This window comes from Pontivivens ytuae (genome assembly GCF_015679265.1).
In the GTDB taxonomy this organism is placed as follows: domain Bacteria; phylum Pseudomonadota; class Alphaproteobacteria; order Rhodobacterales; family Rhodobacteraceae; genus Pontivivens; species Pontivivens ytuae.
In genome coordinates this window covers 304,104-323,233 of record NZ_CP064942.1, presented here as the reverse complement: position 1 = coordinate 323,233, position 19,130 = coordinate 304,104, and the positions used below count along the sequence as shown (strand labels likewise).

Annotated in this window: 19 protein-coding genes; 9 read left to right on the top strand and 10 right to left on the bottom strand. The window is 67.5% G+C overall.

Translation table 11 applies throughout. The features are described 5' to 3' along the window. Positions 1-29 precede the first annotated feature (29 nt). The 8 genes from I0K15_RS01440 (at position 30) to I0K15_RS01405 (ending at position 9,528) form a co-directional block, all read left to right on the top strand. Positions 30-1,373: a substrate-binding protein gene (locus I0K15_RS01440; RefSeq protein WP_196103683.1), complete on the top strand. Its 1,344-nt coding sequence runs from the start codon at positions 30-32 to the stop codon at positions 1,371-1,373. 62 nt (positions 1,374-1,435) lie between these two features. Then, positions 1,436-2,464, top strand: a complete 1,029-nt coding sequence (locus I0K15_RS01435) for a branched-chain amino acid ABC transporter permease (RefSeq protein ID WP_196103682.1) — start codon at positions 1,436-1,438, stop codon at positions 2,462-2,464. A gap of 4 nt (positions 2,465-2,468) precedes the next feature. Then, the gene (locus I0K15_RS01430; protein ID WP_196103681.1) at positions 2,469-3,659 is read left to right on the top strand and encodes a branched-chain amino acid ABC transporter permease; all 1,191 of its coding nucleotides are present in this window, start codon (positions 2,469-2,471) and stop codon (positions 3,657-3,659) included. A 10-nt stretch (positions 3,660-3,669) separates the two neighbouring features. Next, positions 3,670-4,431: an ABC transporter ATP-binding protein gene (locus I0K15_RS01425; protein WP_196103680.1), complete on the top strand. Its 762-nt coding sequence runs from the start codon at positions 3,670-3,672 to the stop codon at positions 4,429-4,431. A 3-nt stretch (positions 4,432-4,434) separates the two neighbouring features. After that, entirely contained in the window at positions 4,435-5,184 is a 750-nt protein-coding gene (locus I0K15_RS01420) for an ABC transporter ATP-binding protein (protein WP_196103679.1), read from the top strand. An 83-nt stretch (positions 5,185-5,267) separates the two neighbouring features. Continuing rightward, positions 5,268-7,211: an acetate--CoA ligase gene (acs, locus tag I0K15_RS01415; protein ID WP_196103678.1), complete on the top strand. Its 1,944-nt coding sequence runs from the start codon at positions 5,268-5,270 to the stop codon at positions 7,209-7,211. 367 nt (positions 7,212-7,578) lie between these two features. After that, positions 7,579-7,851, top strand: coding sequence for an I78 family peptidase inhibitor (locus I0K15_RS01410; protein WP_196103677.1), 273 nt, complete (start codon positions 7,579-7,581; stop codon positions 7,849-7,851). 78 nt (positions 7,852-7,929) lie between these two features. Continuing rightward, complete coding sequence (locus tag I0K15_RS01405; protein ID WP_196103676.1) at positions 7,930-9,528, top strand: thiamine pyrophosphate-binding protein; 1,599 nt, start codon at positions 7,930-7,932, stop codon at positions 9,526-9,528. Between the two features lie 179 nt (positions 9,529-9,707). Here I0K15_RS01405 and I0K15_RS01400 read toward each other — a convergent pair whose 3' ends face one another. The 10 genes from I0K15_RS01400 to I0K15_RS01355 form a co-directional block, all read right to left on the bottom strand. Then, positions 9,708-10,478, bottom strand: coding sequence for an SDR family NAD(P)-dependent oxidoreductase (locus tag I0K15_RS01400; RefSeq protein ID WP_196103675.1), 771 nt, complete (start codon positions 10,476-10,478; stop codon positions 9,708-9,710). Between the two features lie 56 nt (positions 10,479-10,534). Then, the gene (locus I0K15_RS01395; RefSeq protein WP_196103674.1) at positions 10,535-11,386 is read right to left on the bottom strand and encodes a DUF1206 domain-containing protein; all 852 of its coding nucleotides are present in this window, start codon (positions 11,384-11,386) and stop codon (positions 10,535-10,537) included. Positions 11,387-11,442: 56 nt separating this feature from the next. Next, complete coding sequence (locus I0K15_RS01390; protein WP_196103673.1) at positions 11,443-11,904, bottom strand: SRPBCC domain-containing protein; 462 nt, start codon at positions 11,902-11,904, stop codon at positions 11,443-11,445. An 11-nt stretch (positions 11,905-11,915) separates the two neighbouring features. Next, positions 11,916-12,374 (bottom strand): SRPBCC domain-containing protein, encoded by a 459-nt coding sequence (locus I0K15_RS01385; protein WP_196103672.1) that lies wholly within the window; start codon positions 12,372-12,374, stop codon positions 11,916-11,918. Beyond that, complete coding sequence (locus I0K15_RS01380) at positions 12,371-12,715, bottom strand: ArsR/SmtB family transcription factor (protein ID WP_196103671.1); 345 nt, start codon at positions 12,713-12,715, stop codon at positions 12,371-12,373. Before I0K15_RS01380 ends, I0K15_RS01385 begins: the two co-directional genes overlap by 4 nt. A gap of 437 nt (positions 12,716-13,152) precedes the next feature. Then, entirely contained in the window at positions 13,153-14,283 is a 1,131-nt protein-coding gene (locus tag I0K15_RS01375) for an acyl-CoA dehydrogenase family protein (protein ID WP_196103670.1), read from the bottom strand. Position 14,284: 1 nt separating this feature from the next. Then, positions 14,285-14,995: a rhodanese-like domain-containing protein gene (locus tag I0K15_RS21200; RefSeq protein WP_338420752.1), complete on the bottom strand. Its 711-nt coding sequence runs from the start codon at positions 14,993-14,995 to the stop codon at positions 14,285-14,287. Further along, entirely contained in the window at positions 14,992-15,366 is a 375-nt protein-coding gene (locus I0K15_RS01365; RefSeq protein WP_196103669.1) for a rhodanese-like domain-containing protein, read from the bottom strand. The genes I0K15_RS21200 and I0K15_RS01365 overlap by 4 nt, the downstream gene beginning before the upstream one ends. Continuing rightward, positions 15,363-16,067 carry a dimethylsulfonioproprionate lyase family protein gene (locus tag I0K15_RS01360; protein WP_196105327.1) on the bottom strand — a complete coding sequence of 235 codons (705 nt, stop codon included), beginning with the start codon at positions 16,065-16,067 and terminating at the stop codon, positions 15,363-15,365. Before I0K15_RS01360 ends, I0K15_RS01365 begins: the two co-directional genes overlap by 4 nt. 30 nt (positions 16,068-16,097) lie before the next feature. Then, on the bottom strand, positions 16,098-17,270 hold the full coding sequence (locus I0K15_RS01355) for an acetyl-CoA C-acyltransferase (protein WP_196103668.1): 1,173 nt from the start codon (positions 17,268-17,270) through the stop codon (positions 16,098-16,100). Between the two features lie 215 nt (positions 17,271-17,485). Between I0K15_RS01355 and I0K15_RS01350 the strand changes: the two genes are divergently transcribed. Next, positions 17,486-19,045 carry an ABC transporter substrate-binding protein gene (locus I0K15_RS01350; RefSeq protein WP_196103667.1) on the top strand — a complete coding sequence of 520 codons (1,560 nt, stop codon included), beginning with the start codon at positions 17,486-17,488 and terminating at the stop codon, positions 19,043-19,045. Positions 19,046-19,130 lie beyond the last annotated feature (85 nt).

The window sequence follows — 19,130 nt, the reverse complement described above, 5'->3', positions numbered from 1 at the left end:
GGCATTCCGACACGTTAGGGAGGAACCACATGTCGAAATCCAACTTCAGCCGTCGCGGTGTGCTGCGCGGAGGCGCGGCCGTCGGTGCGGCGCTCGCGGCGCCCACCTTCTTCACCTCGGCCGCCCGGGCCTACACCAACGCGCCCGGTGCATCCTCGGTCACGCTCGGCTTCAACGTGCCACAGTCCGGCGCCTATGCCGACGAGGGCGCGGACGAGCTGCGCGCCTACCAGCTCGCCGTCAAGCACCTCAACGGTGAGGGCGACGGCGGGATGCTCAACACGTTCAGCTCCAAGGCGCTGGAGGGCTCCGGCATCCTCGGCCGCCGGGTCGAGTACGTGACCGGCGACACCCAGACCAAGTCGGACGCCGCGCGCGCCTCCGCCCGCTCGATGATCGAGCAGGATGGTGCCATCATGATCACCGGCGGCTCGTCCTCCGGCGTCGCGGTGGCCGTGCAGGCGCTCTGCCAGGACGCGGGCGTGATCTTCATGGCGGGTCTGACCCACGCCAACGACACGACCGGCAAGGATCGCCGCGCCAACGGCTTCCGCCACTTCTTCAACGCCTACATGTCCGGCGCGGCCCTCGCCCCGGTGCTGGAGGCGAACTACGGCGCGGACCGCAACGCCTATCACCTGACGGCGGACTACAACTGGGGCTGGACCCAGGAGGAGTCGATTTCGGCGGCGACCGAGAACCTCGGCTGGAACACTGTGCAGAAGGTACGCACGCCGCTGGGCGCGGGCGACTTCTCCCAGTACATCACGCCGGTGCTGAACTCGGATGCCGACACGCTGATCCTGAACCATTACGGCCGGGACATGGTGAACTCGCTGACCCAAGCCGTGCAATTCGGCCTGCGCGATCGGGTCTCGAACGGCAAGGATTTCCAGATCGTGGTTCCGCTCTACTCCCGCCTGATGGCGCAGGGTGCGGGCGAGAACGTGAAGGGCATCTTCGGCTCCACCAACTGGCACTGGTCGCTGCAGGACGAGGGCTCGCAGGCCTTCGTGCGCTCCTTCGGCCAGGAATACGGCTTCCCGCCGTCCCAGGCCGCGCACACCTGCTACGTGCAGACGCTGCTCTATGCCGATGCGGTGCAGCGCGCGGGCGACTTCAACCCGTGCGCGGTGGTTGAGGCGCTGGAGGACTATGAGTTCGACGGCATGGGCAACGGCCCGACCCTCTACCGCGGCGCGGATCACCAGTGCTTCAAGGACGTGCTGGTGGTGAAGGGCAAGGACAACCCGACCAACCAGTTCGACATTCTGGAAGTCGTGGACGTCACGCCGGCCAGCCAGGTCACCTACGAGCCGGATCACCCGATGTTCGCCGGCGGCGATCTGGGCACCTGCAATCCGGGCGCCTGATCGCGCTTCCGGCCGCCCCCGTCGCGGGGCGGCTTCCCCCACTTCAATCGCGGGAGAGCACCATGGGCGAGATCGTCCTGCAGATCCTCAATGGCCTCGACAAGGGTTCCGCCTATGCGTTGATCGCCCTCGGCCTCACCCTGATCTTCGGCACGCTGGGCGTCGTGAACTTCGCCCATGGCGCGCTGTTCATGCTGGGCGCGTTCTGCGCCGTCACCTTTAACGCCCTGATCTCCTATGAGACCGTGACACTGTCGGAGACCGAGGTCACCGCCTGGGGCACCGCGCTGGAGATCCGCGAGCCGCTTTTGCAGAGCTGGTTCGGCGATTTCGGGCTCTGGCTGGTCGATTATTCCGTGCCCGTCTCGATCCTCGTTGCGATCCCGGTGATGTTCCTCATTGGCGTGACGATGGAGCGCGGGCTGATCCGCTTCTTCTATTCGCGTCCGCATGCCGAGCAGATCCTCGTGACCTTCGGCCTCGCCATCGTGCTGCAGGAGATCATCAAGAAGTTCTACGGCGCCAACCCCATCCCGCAGCCCGCGCCCGAGAGCCTGCGCGGCATGATGGATTTCGGCGTCTGGCTGGGCTTCGCCGAAGGCGTCGTGCCCTATCCGACCTGGCGCTTCGTCTACTTCATCTTCGCGGCCCTCATCATCGGCGGCGTCTTCGCCTTCCTGCGCTACACGACCTTCGGGATGGTGGTGCGCGCCGGCATGGCCGATCGGGAGACGGTGGGCCTGCTCGGTATCGACATCAACAAGCGCTTCACCTGGATGTTCGGGCTTGCAGCGACCGTCGCGGGGCTTGCGGGCGTGATGTACACGCCGATCCTGTCGCCCGACTACCACCTCGGTATGGACTTCCTCGTCATCTCCTTCGTGGTGGTCGTGGTCGGCGGCATGGGCTCGCTGCCCGGTGCGGTGGCCGCGGGGTTCCTGCTCGGCATCCTGCAAAGCTTCGCCTCGATGAACGAGGTGAAGTCGCTCCTGCCCGGCATCGACCAGATCATCATCTACCTGGTTGCCGTCATCATTCTGCTCACCCGTCCGCGGGGCCTGATGGGCCGCGCCGGCGTGATGGAGGACTGATCCCATGTTCGGTATCGACCTGAAATCCGACCGCGCGCTGATGCTGGTCTTCACCGCCGCGGTGCTGCTGCTGCCGCTGTTCGCGGCCCCGATCGGGGCAGGCTACCCCGCGCTGATGCAGTTCTTCGTGATCTTCGGCATCTTCGCGGTGGGCTTCAACATCCTGTTCGGGCTGACGGGCTATCTCAGCTTCGGGCACGCGGCCTTCCTCGGCGTCGGCTCCTACTCGGCGGTGTGGATGTTCAAGCTCCTGAGCATGAACGTCTTCCCCGCGCTGATCCTGAGCGTCATCATCGCGGGCCTCTTCGCGTTGGTCATCGGGTTCGTGAGCCTGCGCCGCTCGGGCATCTACTTCTCGATCCTGACGCTCGCCTTCGCGCAGATGAGCTACAACCTCGCCTATTCGGTGCTGACCCCGATCACGAACGGGGAGACGGGGCTGCAGCTCAGCCTCGACGATCCGCGGATCCTGGATGCGCCGAGCGAGGGACGGCTGCCGACGCCGGACCTCTTCGGGATCGAGATGAGTGCGACGCGCACGGTGGAGCTGTTGGGCATTCCGGTGCAGCTCAACGTGGGCTTCTATTTCGCCGCGGCCTTCCTGATCCTCGCGTTCTGGGTGGCGCTGCGCATCTTCCGCTCGCCCTTCGGCCTGATGCTGAAGGCGGTGAAGACCAACCAGAACCGGCTGAACTACACGGGCGTGAACACCCGGCCCTACACGCTCGCGGCCTTCGTGATCTCGGGCATGTATGCCGGGCTCGCGGGCGGGCTGCTGGCCTGCATGGACCCGCTCGCGGGCGCCGAGCGGATGGTCTGGACCGCATCCGGTGAGGTCGTGCTGATGACGATCCTCGGCGGGGCAGGGACGCTGCTCGGCCCCGTGATCGGCGCGGGCGTCATCAAGTTCGCCGAGGCCCGCCTCTCCCGCTTCAACGAGAGCGTGGTCGAGGGCTGGTTCGAGTGGCTGCCCGACAGCCTCGCCTACGGTGTGACCAAGGTCGTCTCAACCTTCGTGGGCGACGGCTGGCACCTGACGCTGGGCCTCGTCTTCATGCTGGTCGTGATCTTCCTGCCCGGCGGGCTGGTCGAAGGGGCGAAGCGCATCTTCGGCTTCCTCGGCCGCCGGAAGGAGCGGGACGATCTCGAACAGGTCGGATCGAACCTGCAGGGCAACCCTGCCGCAGCGGAATAGGGAGGGCGAGATGGGCATTCTCGAAGTCCAGAACGTCAACAAGCGCTTCGGCGGGTTGCAGGCGCTCGACAACGTCAACCTGAATGTGGAGGAGAACACCGTCCACGCCATCATCGGGCCGAACGGGGCGGGCAAGTCCACCTTGCTCAACTGCTTCGTCGGGCGGCTGACGCCGGACACGGGCACGGTGATGTTCAACGGGCAGAGCCTGATCGGGCGCAAGCCGCACGAGATCAACCAGATGGGCGTCAGCCGCGTGTTCCAGACGCCGGAGATCTTCACCGATCTCACGATCCTGGAAAACGTGATGATCCCCGCCTTCGCCCACCGCGACGGCGCCTTCAAGCTCTCCCCCTTCGCTGCGGTGAAGGCGGAGACTGCGATCCGCGACCATGCGGAGGAGATGCTGCGCGATGTCGGCCTGGTCGACAAACGCAACATGGTGGCCTCCGCCATGTCGCGCGGCGACAAGCGGCGGCTGGAGATGGCGATGTGCCTGGCACAGGACCCCAAGCTCCTGCTCCTCGACGAGCCGACGGCCGGAATGGCGCGGGCCGACACCAACAACACGATCGACCTTCTGAAATCGATCGCGGAGGCGCGGCCCATCACCTTCGTTGTCATCGAGCACGACATGCACGTCGTCTTCTCCCTCGCCGACCGGATCAGCGTGCTCGCCCAGGGCCACGTGATCGTCGAGGACGACCCGCAATTCATCAAGGGCAACCCGAAGGTGCGCGAAGCGTATCTCGGCGAGGCGCACGGAGAGTAAGCCATGAACCAGATGTCCACCCTTCGCGCGCCCGAGCGGCCCACCGAACCGGCCTACTTCTCCGTCTGGGACATGCATGCCTATTACGGTGAGAGCTACATCGTGCAGGGCATCAGCCTGAACATCCACGAGGGCGAGATCCTCGCCCTGCTGGGCCGCAACGGCGCGGGCAAGACTTCCACGCTGCGTTCCATCGCGCGGGCGGGCTCGCCCATGGTCACCCATGGCGAGATCTGGCTCGATCATCAGGCGGTCCACGAGATGGGCGCGCACCAGGCCGCCCAGGCCGGCATCGCGCTGGTGCCCGAGGATCGCCGGATCATCCAGGGACTGACGGTGGAGGAGAACCTGCAGCTCGCCCAGATCGCGCCCCCGAAGGGCTGGAGCCTCGAGCGGATCTACGACCTCTTCCCGCGACTCGGTGAGCGGCGAAAGCAGGAGGGAACCACCCTTTCGGGCGGCGAACAGCAGATGCTCGCCATCGGTCGGGCCTTGGCGCGGGACATCAAGCTCCTCCTGCTCGATGAGCCTTACGAGGGCCTTGCCCCGGTCATCGTCCATGAAATCGAGAAAACCTTGATGCAGATCAGGGATTTGGGGATCACCACCGTTATCGTCGAGCAGAATGCGGTTGCCGCGCTGCAACTCGCGGACCGGGCCGTCATCCTCGATACCGGTACTGTTGTCTATGATGACACGGCGCAGCACCTGCTGGACAATAAGGAGATGCGTGAGGAGTACCTCGCGATCTGACGACCGGTCCCGGCGCCCACGGCCGGGATCGCCGCCCCAGGAAGGGCCGCGCCGACCGGCCCTCGACGACAGGAGGATCCGCTATGAAGGACATGCACGAGCCCGCACCCGACCTGGTGCGCGCCGCTCATATCGATTCCGACGGCTATGCAGAGATGTATGCCCGCTCGGTGAACGACCCCGAGGGCTTCTGGGGCGACGAGGCCAAGCGCCTCGACTGGATCACCCAGCCCACCAAGATCAAGAACACCACCTTCGCCTACCCGGATGTCTCCATCAAATGGTTCGAGGATGGCGAGCTGAACGTCGCCGCCAACTGCGTCGACCGGCATCTGGAGACGCGCGGCGACCAGACCGCCATCATCTGGGAGCCGGATGACGTATCGGACGAGGCGCAGCACATCACCTATCGCGAGCTGCACACCCGCGTCTGCAAGTTCGCGAACGTGCTGAAGGAGCTCGGCGTCAAGAAGGGCGACCGCGTCGTCATCTACCTGCCGATGATCCCCGAGGCGGCCTATGCGATGCTCGCCTGCGCGCGGATCGGTGCGATCCACTCGATCGTCTTCGCCGGCTTCTCGCCCGACGCGCTTGCGAACCGCGTCGACGATTGCGAGGCCAAGGTCGTCATCACCTCCGACGGCGCGCCGCGCGGCGGGCGGGTGACGAACCTCAAAGACAACGTGAACCAGGCGCTCGTCCACTCCGCCGAGGATCCGGCGGTGCTGATCGTCAAGCGCACCGGCCAGCAGATCGCCTTCCGCTCCAATGGCGATTACTGGCTGCACGAGATGGAGGAGAAGGTGGGCGACGATTGCCCGCCCGAGACGATGAACGCGGAAGATCCGCTCTTCATCCTCTACACCTCCGGCTCCACCGGTAAGCCGAAGGGCGTGGTGCACTCCTCTGGCGGCTACCTGCTCTATGCCGCGATCACCCACCAGTACACGTTCGACTACCACGATGGCGACGTGTTCTGGTGCACGGCGGATGTGGGCTGGGTGACAGGCCACAGCTACATCGTCTATGGCCCGCTCGCCAATGGCGCGACGACGCTGATGTTCGAGGGCGTGCCGACCTATCCCGATGCGGGCCGCTTCTGGGCCTGCTGCGAGAAGCACAAGGTGAACCAGTTCTACACCGCGCCGACCGCGATCCGCGCGCTGATGGGCAAGGGCACCAGCTTCGTGGAGGGCTATGACCTTTCCTCCATCCGCATACTCGGCACGGTGGGCGAGCCCATCAATCCGGAGGCGTGGAACTGGTACAACGATGTCGTCGGCAAGGGCCGCTGCCCGATCGTCGATACCTGGTGGCAGACGGAGACCGGTGGCCACCTCATCACCCCGCTGCCCGGCGCGACGCCGACCAAGCCCGGCTCGGCCACCACGCCCTTCTTCGGCGTGCGGCCCGTCGTGCTCGACCCGCAAACGGCGGTGGTGCAGGAGGAGACGGCGACCGAGGGCGTCCTCGCCATCGCCGACAGCTGGCCCGGCCAGATGCGCACGGTCTGGGGCGATCACGAGCGCTTCGTGAAGACCTATTTCGAGCAATACAAGGGCTACTACTTCTCCGGCGACGGCTGCCGCCGCGACGAGGACGGCTACTACTGGATCACGGGCCGGGTCGACGACGTCATCAACGTCTCGGGCCACCGCATGGGCACGGCGGAGGTCGAAAGCTCGCTCGTCGCGCACCCCGCGGTCAGCGAGGCTGCCGTTGTCGGTTACCCGCACGAGGTGAAGGGGCAGGGCATATACTGCTACGTCACGCTGATGGAGGGGCAGGAGCCGTCCGACGCTCTCGTCAAGGAGCTCCAGACCCATGTCCGCTCCGACATCGGCCCGATCGCGAAGCCCGACGTCATCCAGTGGGCGCCCGGCCTGCCAAAGACCCGCTCCGGCAAGATCATGCGCCGCATTCTGCGCAAGATCGCCGAGAACGACTTCGGCAGTCTGGGCGATACCTCGACGCTGGCGGAGCCGGAGGTCGTTGATCACCTGATCGCCAACCGGCCTCAGACGTAGAATGAAACCATCCGGTTGCAACTCAAGGGTGAGTCCCAACATTTGCCCACAACCGGCCCAATTCTCGCCACAGGACGAGTCGAAAGTCTGAAACATGGAGTGGGGGGACGTCGAGACGTTCCGCGTGAGTGAATGGTCCGGCGCGTCGGCGCTCTTCGTGGGGGAGTAGCCAGACGACGCGCCGGGCCCGCCGCAAACCCGGCGGCCCGGGACGAGATCCGTCCTCCTGCTCCCAACCGGACGCAAGCTCCGGAGCATCCTGTGTGGGACAGGCAGGACTTGCTACAGGCCACCGCCCGCCGGCGTCTTGATCGCCGGCGGGCGGTATGCCTTTGTGCAGGCAGCATCAATTGGGGGAACCTGCGCCATGCGTCCTGTCCATCTCTGCCTGCTTGCCGCCTCTCTGGCCCTGCCGCTCGCCGCCTGCACGCCACCGACGGAAGTCGGTGCTACCGGCTGCGACGCCGACGGATACGCGGCCTTCATCGGGGAAAATGAGGAGATTTTTACGCGTTCCACCTTCCCCGCGCCGATGCGGATTATCCGCCCCGGCGATGTCGTCACGCAGGATTTCAACCCGGACCGGCTCAATTTCATGCTGGATGAGACCGGAACCATCGTGGATGTGAACTGCGGCTGACCGCGTTGCGCAGAGTGAGGGATTGACAGCCGAGGGGTCAGCCGCAGGATCGGCACAAGACCCTTGGGAGCCTCGCCCGTGCCGAACCCGACCTCAGCCGAAATCATAGCGTTGCGCCTCTACGAAGCCGGGGTGCGCCATGCCTTCGGCGTGCCCGGCGGCGAGGTGCTGGAGCTGATCGACGCGATGGAGCGGATCGGCATCCGCTTCGTCCTCGCCCGGCACGAGAACGCCGCCGGCTTCATGGCCGAGGGGGCGTGGCACGCGACCGGCGCACCCGGGGTGCTCGTCGCCACCGTCGGGCCCGGCATGGCGAACACCGTCAATGTCACCGCGAATGCGGAGCAGGACCGTGTGCCACTGATCGTCATCACCGGCGCCTATGACGACGTGACGACCCTGCGCTACACCCACCAGATCTTCGACCACCGCGCCGTGCTGAAACCGGTGGTCAAGGCGAGCTTCGAGGCGCGTGCCGGGGCCTGCGACGTGATGATCGACAAGGCGGTGCGCATCGCGCAGGACCCGCAACCCGGCCCGGTCCATATCGACCTGCCGGTGAAGGTCGCCGCCGCCGAGCATCCGGTGCCTGGCGTCGGCTACCTCACCCCCGTCTCGCCCAGCCTGCCAACGGGGCTCGACGCCGCGCGCCGTCGCCTCGCCAACGCCAAACGCCCGCTGATCGTCGCGGGCCTCGACCTTCTGCAATCGCCTGGCGCACCCGAGGCAGTCCGCGCCGCGGCGGAGGCGCACGGCATCCCGGTCGTCACGACCTACAAGGCGAAGGGCGTCCTCGACGAGCGCCATCCGCTCAGCCTCGGCGGTCACGGGCTCAGCCCGAAATCCGACGCGATCCTCATGCCTCTGATCGGCGAGGCCGATCTCGTGATCTGCGCGGGCTACGACCCGATCGAGATGCGCACCGGCTGGCAGGACCCGTGGGACCGGGCCAACGCGATCTCCTTCACCGCGGTGCCCGACCGGCAGGCGATGCACGGCGTCTCCCAAGGCTGGGTCTGCGATCCGGGCCGCAGCCTGGAGGCCCTCTTCGACGGCCTCGCGCTGAGCGTCGACTGGGGCGCGCGTGTCGCCGAGACCCGCGCGGCGCTGGATGCTGCCTTCGCACCGGGTGACGACTGGGGCCCGGCGCAGGCCCTCGCCATCCTCGACCGCATGCGCCCCGGCGAGATGATGACGAGCGTCGACAGCGGCGCGCACCGCATCCTGATGAGCCAGATGTGGCACTGCGATCGCCCGCACACGCTGATCCAGTCCACTGGCCTCTGCACCATGGGCTGCGCCCTGCCGCTCGCCATGGGCCACGGGCTCGCGAGCGGCGAGCGCAGCCTCGCGGTGATGGGCGACGGCTGCCTCGACATGATCCTGGGCGAACTCGCCACCTTGCGCGACACCGCCGCTCCGGTGATCTGCACGGTGCTCAACGACAGCTCCCTCGCTCTGATCGAGATGAAGCAGCGCCGCGACGGCAAGCAGAACGCGGGCGTCGATTTCGGCGCGACGGACTACGCAGCGGTTGCCGGCGCCATGGGCCTGAAGAGCCTGAAGGCCGACAGCGCCGCAAGCCTCGAGGAGACCTTCGCCGAGGCCCTCGCCGCCGACGGCCCGGTCCTCCTCGAAATCACGATCCCCCGCCGCTCCTACGACGGGCTGATCTGACCTCCTGAAGGAACGTCATGGTCGGGCTCGACCCGGCCATCTCCGCAATCACGAGCTCCCCGGGTCAAGCCCGAGTATGACGGCCACACCCTTCCAGCTTGTCGAAATATCCCGGGGAGGTCGGGCCGTCAGGCCCGGACGGGGCAGCGCCCCCAGATCGGGGGCAAAGCCCCCGCCCGTCACTTCGGCGCCATCCGGATCGCCCCGTCGAGCCGCACGACCTCGCCATTGAGCATCGGGTTCTCCGCCATGTGCCGGACCAGCGCTGCGAACTCCGCCGGATCGCCGAGGCGGGAGGGGAAGGGCACCTGCGCGCCGAGGCTCCGCTTCGCCTCCTCCGGCAGGCTTTCCAGAAGCGGCGTGAGGAACAGCCCTGGCGCGATCGCGTTCACGCGGATGCCGGAACGGGCGAGATCACGGGCCATCGGCAGCGTCATCCCGACCACGCCGCCCTTCGAGGCGGAATAGGCGATCTGCCCGATCTGCCCGTCGAAGGCCGCGACCGAGGCGGTATTCACGATCACCCCCCGTTCGCCATCGGCCGTCAGCGGCTCGGCCGCCGCCATCCCCGCCGCCGACTGGCTCGCCATGTTGAAGGTGCCGATCAGGTTCACGCCGATGGTGGTCGCGAACTTCGCCGGGTCGTGCGGCTGCCCCTCCCGGTCCACAGTCTTCACCGCCCAGGCGAGCCCCGCGCAGTTCACGCAGATCCGCTCCTGACCGTGTGCGGCGCGGGCGCTCGCCAGCGCCGCCGCCACGCTCCCGGCATCCGACACATCGACTTCCGCGAAGTGGCCGCCGATCTCCGCGGCCACCGCCGGACCCTTCGTCGCATCCCGGTCGAGGATCGCCACCTTCACCCCCGCGGCGGCCAGCGCACGGGCGGTCGCGGCACCCAGCCCGCTCGCCCCGCCGGTCACCACGGCGGTGATGTTTTCGTTGAGTTCCATGCGCTTCCCTCCCATTTTGCCGCGGAGTGTGGAGCGGCCCGGGAGGGAAGTCCAGTTCAGCCCATGGCCGCCTCGGCCTTGCCCTTCGCCCGGCGCGCCAGCGTCTCCACATCGTCGCCCGCGACCTTCGGCACCACGCGGTAGGCGGCGTTCACGAAGCAGAAGAGTGCGAAGCCCAACAGCCCGATGCAGACCGCGATCACGAGGATCCGGCCATGGGCCTGATCGCGCAGCCAGGAGAACGCCTCGCCCACGCCACCCGCTTGGCTCGGGTCCGCCTGCCACGCCGCGAAGACGAGGAAAAAGCCGATCAGCGTGATGATGATTGCCTGCGCCAGCACGCCCGCCTTCAGCGCCGGGTTCCAGTTGCGCGTGAAGTGGTTGGCCCGCAGGTGCGCGCGGTATTTCTCCTTCACCGCCTTCACCACATAGTAGATCCCGGCGCCGATCGTGATCGCACCCGCGAGCCCCACCAGCCAGATCCCGGCCGGTAGCCCCATCACCCAGCGCACGACCTCCGCAATCGTCGAGCCGCTGCCGCCGCCACCGGAGGTGAAGAGCAGGACGAGGGCGAAGAGGCCGAGCGCGCCATGGATCGCGCCCGTGATGATCATCCCGCCGCGCGCGATCAGGCCCTTCACCTCGCCGCCGTAGTCTTCAAGGTCATAGGCCGCATCGATCCATCGCCAGATCGCGTAGGCCGCCATGCCGAGGAAGATCAGGAGCAGCACCACGCTGCCCCAGGCGGAGCCCTCAAGTTGCTCCAGCGCGCTGGAGGTCCCCTCGGCCTCGCCCCCGCGCGTCAGCGCGAAGAGCGAGATGCCCGCCACCACCACGTAGACGATCCCGCGCCCGGCATAGCCCATACGCATGACCGGGATCGCCCAGCTCAAATCCTGCTTGCTCATCGAAAGCCTCCCAAACCAATGGGAGGGAAACGCGAGCGGGGCAGGGGCCGTTCCTCTCAGGCGGGTACGAGCAGGTGGCCGAGCTTGTCGAGCAGCTCCTCGGTGCCCTGCACGCGGTATTCCAGCTTGTCGCGCCCGTCGATGAAGACGATGTGCTCGGTATAGGTGAGGCGGCAGCCGTCCTTCGCCTCCTCCATCGAGACGGCGACGAGGGAGGCCGACAGCATCTCGCCGTCCGCATCCATGTCGTAATTGTAGATCAGGCGGCCGGGCCGGGTGCAGATCACGTAGCGGCCGCGATAGTTGATCTCGGAGCCGTTCACGAGGAACTCCCCGCGCTCCGTGCCGCCGGGGCGGAAATCCATCTCCCAATGGCGCAGCTCGACATGGGACTTGCCGGGGTTCTCCGCAAACCAGCGGCGCTTCGCCTCCGGCCGGGCCCAGGCGTCGTAGACGCGCGCGTGGTCGGCCTTGTAGTCGCGGGTGAGCGTGAAGCTCTGGTGGTCGAGACCGGTCATCGTGTCCTCCTTCAGGCGGTGACGAGCAGATCGCCGAGGCGGTCGAGCATCTCGGCACATCCGGCGCGGCGCATGTCGATCGTCTCGGGCGCGTCCACATGGACGAGCCGTTCGGCATAGGTCATGCGGCAGCCGCGCTCGCGTTCGGCGAAGTCGATCGAGGTCAGAGAGGTGGAGAAGAGCCGCCCGTCCATCCGCATCTCGTAGGTGTGCAGGATGCGCTGCGGGCGCTCGGTCAGGTGGTAGACGCCGTGATAGGTGACCGGGCCGAAGGGCGTTTCGATCCGTCCTTCCTCCCGCCCGCCGGGCCGGAATTCCATGCGCCAGTCGAAGATCGCGCCGCGTCCCGGACCGCTGGCCGCGAACCAGCGGCCCTTGGCCTGCGGGTCCGCCCAGGCGTCGAAAACGCGGAGCGGCGGGGCCGCGTATTCCCGGGTGAGGCTGAAGGCATGGTCCTGAAAGCCGGTCATGTGTCGTCTCCTCCGTCTGTCTCATCTGCAAGGAAGTCGCCGAGGGCATCCAGCCGCTCGTCGATGAAGCGCCTGCGGTCGCGCAGCCAGCGTTCCGCGGCCCGCAGGCCATCGGACCGGATCGCGCAGGAGCGGACGCGGCCGACCTTCTCGGTCTCGATCAGGCCCGCCTCCTCCAGCAGCTTTACGTGCGCGAGGAAGGAGGGCAGGGCCATGTCGAACCGGGCGGCGAGCGTCTTGACGCTGGCTGGCTCGCGTTCGAGCAAGGCGAGCACCTCCCGGCGGGTCGGGTCGGCAAGGGCGCGGAAGATCGCGTCGAGGTTCTGTGAAAGGTTAGCCATGGTCCTAACTTTGAGGGTCGAGGTGAGTCGTGTCAAGGAAAGTTAGGGTGTGAGCTTAGTTTTCTGGGCCGTCATCTTCGGGCTCGACCCGAGGATCTCCCTATGCAGCAGATGCTCCGGTCGAGCCGGAGCATGGCGCGCCGTTGAAGCGGGACCGCGCGGTTGTCCGAGCGGCCCCTGATCAAGTCCGGGGTGGTAGCAACGGAAAGCAACCGTCCCGGCCGAAGCGCCGGGACCGCCTTATTAGGAGCGCCCACAAGCATCTCCGTCCCGCCCGGCGGCCACGCCGGGCCGCGCCCGACCTCCCCCCCGGAGGGCGCGTTGGCGATGTCATTCGCAGAAGTCAGAACATGGATGCTTGAACGCGCGGACGTTGATCAACCGTCCCTCACGCGCCCTCCAGGTCTGGCGCGGTCCTCACAGCTTACCTGAAAACACTAACCCGCCATCTGCCGCGCGATCAGCATCTTCTGGATGTCCGACGTGCCCTCGTAGATCTGGCAGACGCGGACGTCGCGGTAGATCTTCTCGATCCCGTATTCGCTCAGGTAGCCGTAGCCGCCCAGCGTCTGGATCGCGCCTGAGCACACCCGCTCCGCCATCTCGGAGGTGTAGAGCTTCGCCATCGCCGCCTCGCGCAGGCAGGGGACGCCCGCATCCTTCATCCGGGCGGCGTTCAGCACCATCTGGCGGCCCGCCTCGATCTCCGTCTCCATGTCGGCGAGGCGGAACTGCACAGCCTGGTGGTTGAAGATCGCGGAGCCGAAGCTCTCCCGCTCCCGTGCGTATTTCAGCGCCGCATCGAAGGCCGCCTGCGCCATGCCTACGGCCTGCGCCGCGATGCCGATCCGGCCGGTTTCCAGCGAGGAGAGGGCGATCTTGTAGCCCTCGCCTTCCTCCCCGATCCGGTTCTCGAAGGGCACCTCCATGTCGTCGAAGGCGAGCGCGCAGGTGTCCGAGGCCTTCTGCCCCAGCTTCTCCTCCACCTTGGCGACGTGAAAGCCCTTGGTGTCATTCTCCACATAGAACGCCGAGAGCCCCCGCTTGCCCGCCGCCGGGTCCGTCACGGCGAAGAGGATCGTCGCGCCGCCGATCCGCGCGGAGGAGATGAACTGCTTCGAGCCGTTGACCACGTAGCGGTCGTTCCGTTTCTCCGCCCGCGTGCGTAGGGCCGAGGCATCCGAACCCGCATGGCTCTCCGTCAGCGCGAAGCAGCCGATGTGCTCGCCGCGCGCCGCCGGCTTCAGCCAGGTTTCCTTCTGCCCGTCGGTGCAGAACCGGTCGAGGATCGCGAGGAAGGGCGCATTGTGCACGCTCACCATGGTCGAGACCGCGCCGTCGCCCGCCGCGATCTCCTCCAGCGCCACGGCGTAGCTGACGTAATCCGCGCCCGCCCCGTCCCAGTCGGGGTCGATGGTCATGCCCAGAAAGCCCATCTCGCCCAGCTCGCGCCGCACCTCGGGCTCGATCTCGCCGGCTGCCTCGCGGTTCAGCGAGCCCGGGGCCAGCCGGTCGCGCGCGAAGCTGCGCGCTGTGTCACGGATCAGGGTCTGGTCTTCGGTCAGCATGTCAGAGGATCCTCAGTCGTTCCTTCACCGGGCCGCCCGCCGCGCGCCAGCCGGCAAAGCCGTCCTCGATATGGGCGACGTTGCGCAGGCCCATCTCCTGCGCCGTGCGCGCTGCAAGGGCGGAGCGCATGCCGGCCGCACAGTAGAAGACGTATTTCTTGTCCTGCTGGAAAACGGATTTCGCGTATTCCGAGGTCGGGTCGAGCCAGAATTCCAGCATGCCGCGCGGGCAGTGGTAGTCGCCGGGGATGTGGCCCTCGCGGTGGACCTCCCGCACGTCGCGCAGGTCGATGAACTGCACGTCGGGATGCTCGACGAGGCCGAGCGCGTCGGCGGCCGGGATGTGTTCAACGACCGTGTTTGCTTCGGCCACCATCCGGTCCGCACCGCGGCGCGCGTCGCCCTCCGGCGCGCGCAGGATGACGAGCCGGTTGTGCAAGCCCGTCACCACCGCGTCTGCGAGCACCGAGGCGAAGAGCCGCTCGTCGAGCGCCCTGAGCTCCGGCCCGCCGCCCTTCCCGGAGAAGTAGCTGTCCAGAGCTGGGAACCACGCCTCGGCGCCGGGACCGTGGAACCCGATCTCCGCGAGCCCGTCGAAATGGCCCGCGGCGATGGCCTCGCCCGCGTCGGCGGCCTCCATCCCCTTGGTCAGGACGATGCAGCTCCAGCCCGGATAGCGGCCAAGCTCCCCGGGATCCTCGACGAAGATCACCGGCCCTCCTCCGGCCCGCCGGCCTCTTTCCAGTTGCCGAAGCCGGTTTCCATCACCTTGGCGTCGGCGTAGCCCATCTCCTTTGCCGTCGCGGCGGCCATCGCGGCGCGGCCACCTGCGGCGCAGTAGAAGACATAGGTGCGCCCCTTGTCGGCCATGGCGGGGTTCGGCGACGGGCCGTCGATGGCAAACTCCAGCGTGCCGCGCGGCACCGGCACCGCGCCCGCGATACGGCCCTGCGCCACCTCGGGCGGTTCGCGCACATCGACGAAGGTCACGTTCTCGCGCCCGTGCATCTCCATCGCCTCGGCCACCGTGATCGTCTCCACCTCGGCCTTCGCGGCGGCCACCATGTCGCTGAGCGTCTTCATCCGCGTCCCCTTTTCGTGAAAGTCATCTTCTGCACCACCAGCTTGTCGCGCGGCCCTTCCCAGGCATAGGCCAGCAGCACCGGCTCGTGGTCGCCGGTCGTGATCCGGTGCCGCCGCCCCGGCGGGTTGAAGATCATGGAGCCCGGCGCGAACACGCCATCGTCATTCTCCGACACGCTGCCGGAGAGCGTGTAGTAGCTCTCCGTCAGCCCCTCATGCGCATGGGCGGGATAGGTCGTGCCGGGCGCGAAGAGCACGAGGCCGAGGATCAGGTGCTCGGTCACCACCGGCCCCTGTGGCCCCGCGAACTCGGCATAGGCGAATTTCTGGGCAAGGCCGCGCGGCACCTTCTCGTAGCCGTAAAGCCAGGAGAGCTCTTCGCCCACCGCGTCGATGGCGCGGACCACGCTTTCGGTGCGCTCCCGCCGCCCTTGGTCGAGGGCGCGGCGCAGGTGGGCGGTGACTGGCTTGTCCTCGCGGTAGCGGTGGGCGACGCCCGGATCGTCGGCGATCACCCGGCCGATCGCCTCCCGCACGCGGCGCTGGTGGGCGCGGATCGCCTTCGACCCGCCGGAGGAGCCGCGGCGGTACATTTCCGCGAACTCGCGCAGCAGGTAGACCCAGTCGGGCCGGCGGGACAGGCGCTCGGTCGGCGGGCCTTCGGGCGGCACATCGGGTGCGATGATCTCGTGCGGTTCCATGGCTGTCATGTCGCCCGGCGCCCCACGCGGTCAAATGCGCTCGATCGCCACGGCGGTACCCTCGCCGCCGCCGATGCAGATCGCGGCGAGGCCGCGCGTCGCGTCCCGCTTCTCCAGCGCGTTGAGCAGGGTCACGAGGATGCGCGCGCCGGAGGCCCCGATCGGGTGGCCGAGGGCGCAGGCCCCGCCGTTCACGTTCACCTTGTCATGCGGCGCTCCGGTCTCGGCCATGAAGGCCATGGGCACGACCGCGAACGCCTCGTTCACCTCGAAGAGATCGACGTCCTCGACGCTCCACCCGACCCGCTCCATCAGCCGCCGTGCCGCGGGCACGGGCGCGGTGGTGAACCAGCCCGGCGCTTGCGCGTGGCTCTCGTGGCCGAGGATGCGGGCGCGCGGCGTCAGCCCCCGCGCCTCCGCCTCCGATTGCCGCATCAGCACGAGCGCCGCGGCCCCGTCCGAGATGCTCGACGCATTCGCAGCCGTCACAGTGCCGTCCTTCCGGAAAGCAGGCTTCAAGTTCGGGATCTTGTCGGGCCGAGCGGTGCGCGGCTGCTCGTCGCTCTCCACCACGCTGTCGCCCTTGCGGCCCTTCACCGTCATCACCGAGATCTCGTCGGAGAAATCGGCGTTCTGCGCCCGGTCGAGGGAGGCGAGCGCATAGGCGTCCTGCGCCTCGCGGGTGAACTGGTACTTCTCGGCGCAATCCTCGGCGAAGGTGCCCATCAGGCGGCCCTTGTCATAGGCGTCCTCCAGCCCGTCGAGGAACATGTGATCGACGACCTCGCCATGGCCGAGCCGCGCGCCGCCCCTCATCTTCGGCAAAAGGTAGGGGGCGTTCGTCATGCTCTCCATCCCGCCTGCGACGACGATCCTGCCGTTGCCAAGCGCGAGCTGGTCATGGGCCATCATCACCGCCTTCATGCCCGAGCCGCACATCTTGTTAAGCGTGGTGGCGGGCACCTCCTCGCCGAGCCCGGCGGCGAAACCGGCCTGCCGTGCGGGGGCCTGACCCTGACCCGCGGGTAGGACGCAGCCCATCAGGAGCTCGTCCACATCGCCCGCCGCGACCCCGCCGCCCGCAAGTGCTGCGGCAATGGCCGATCCACCGAGCTCGGAGGCGCTCGCCCCCGCGAGCTCGCCCTGGAATCCGCCCATGGGCGTACGGCTCGCCCCGACGATGACGATGGGATCCTCGGCCATCCTTCCCTCCCCGGAAGTTATGAACGCTTGTTCAGATAAAGGTGGCATGACGCCGGGTCCCGTTCAAGCGCCGTCGCCTTCATCTTTCCCCAAATACGCGCATCACGACAGTCGAGGCCCGGCGCATCTCTTGACTATCCGGTAAAAAGGTCAAAGCCTTTGTCCTTAGCGGCCGCACCCGACGGCCGGTTCACAGCAACAGGAGAGAGGTCCTCATGACCATTCGTACCTTGACCGCGCTGACGCTCGGCGCAGCGCTGCTGGCCTCCGCGGCCAGTGCACAGACGCTGCGATATACCACGCAGGGCGACGCGCTGACGCTGGATCCGCATTCGCAGAACGAAGGTCCGACCACCGCGATGAACGGGCTGATCTACGAATCGCTCGTCACCCGCAACCCGGCGCTGGAGCTCGAGGCCGAGCTCGCGACCGCGTGGGAGCCGGTGGACGGCGGCTGGCAGTTCACCCTGCGCGAGGGCGTGACCTTCCATGGCGGGGAGGAGTTCAACGCGGACGACGTCGTCTTCTCGATCAACCGCGCGAAGGCGGAGAGCTCCGATTTCTCCACCCTCATCGATTCCGTGACCGAGGTGGAGAAGGTGGACGACTTCACCGTCATCCTGCGCACCGACGGTCCGAACCCGATCCTGCCGAACCAGCTCACCTCGATCTTCATCATGGACGAGGGCTGGGCGACCGAAAACGGCGTCGAGATCCCGCAGGACTACGCCGCGAATGAAGAGACCTTCGCGATCCGCAACGCCAACGGCACCGGCCCCTTCATCGTCGAAGAGCGCCTGCCCGAGGAGCGCACGGTCCTGACGCGCAACGCCGCGTGGTGGGGCGAAGGCGAGTTCCCCGGCAACGTCCAGCGGCTCGAATACCGCCCGATCACCAACGCGGCGACCCGCGTCGCGGCCCTGCTGTCGGGTGAGGTCGACTTCGTGCTCGACCCGCCGCTGCAGGATCTCAACCGGATCGAGCAGGCCGACGGCCTGACGGTCAGCACGACCCCGCAGATCCGCTCGATCTTCTTCGGCTTCGATCAGGGCGCCGAGGATCTGCGCACCGCCAGCGTCGAGGGTAACCCGTTCTCCGACGTGCGCGTGCGCCAGGCGATCGACATGGCGATCGACCGCTCCGCGATCCAGCGCGTGGTGATGGACGGTCTCTCGGCACCGGGCGGCATGGTCGCCTCTCCGGGCGTGCTCGGCTACACCGAGGCGATGGACGCGCCGACCGAGGTCGACATCGAGATGGCGAACTCCCTGATGGAGGAAGCGGGCTACGGTGACGGCTTCTCCGTCCGGCTCGACTGCCCGAACAACCGCTACAACAACGACGAGGCGATCTGCCAGGCCGCCGTCGCGATGCTGGCGCGGATCGGCATCGAGGTGCAGCTTGAAGCACTTCCGCGCGCCCAGCACTTTCCCAAGATCCAGAACCGGGAGACCGACTTCTTCCTGCTGGGCTGGGGCGTGCCGACGCTCGACAGCCACTACATCTTCTCGTTCCTGATGGACAGCGAGGGCTCCTGGAACGCCACCGGCTATTCCGACCCGCAGCTCGACGAGCTGGTCGCCGCCATGGCGGTGGAGACGGATCTGGAGGCCCGCGGCGAGCTGATCTCGCAGGCGTGGACCATCGTCGACGAGGCGCTGCCCTACTCGGTCATCCACCACCAGGTGCTCGCCTGGGGTCTGGCCGAGAACGTGGAGCTGCCGATCGCGGCGGACGACACGCCGCGCTTCCGCTATGCGATCGTGAACGAGTAAGCTGAACGCGCGCCCCGCCGGGTCTTGCATCCGGCGGGGCGTTGCATTTTAAGGCGTCGCCATCGCGCGGCGCATCGTCCGGGCC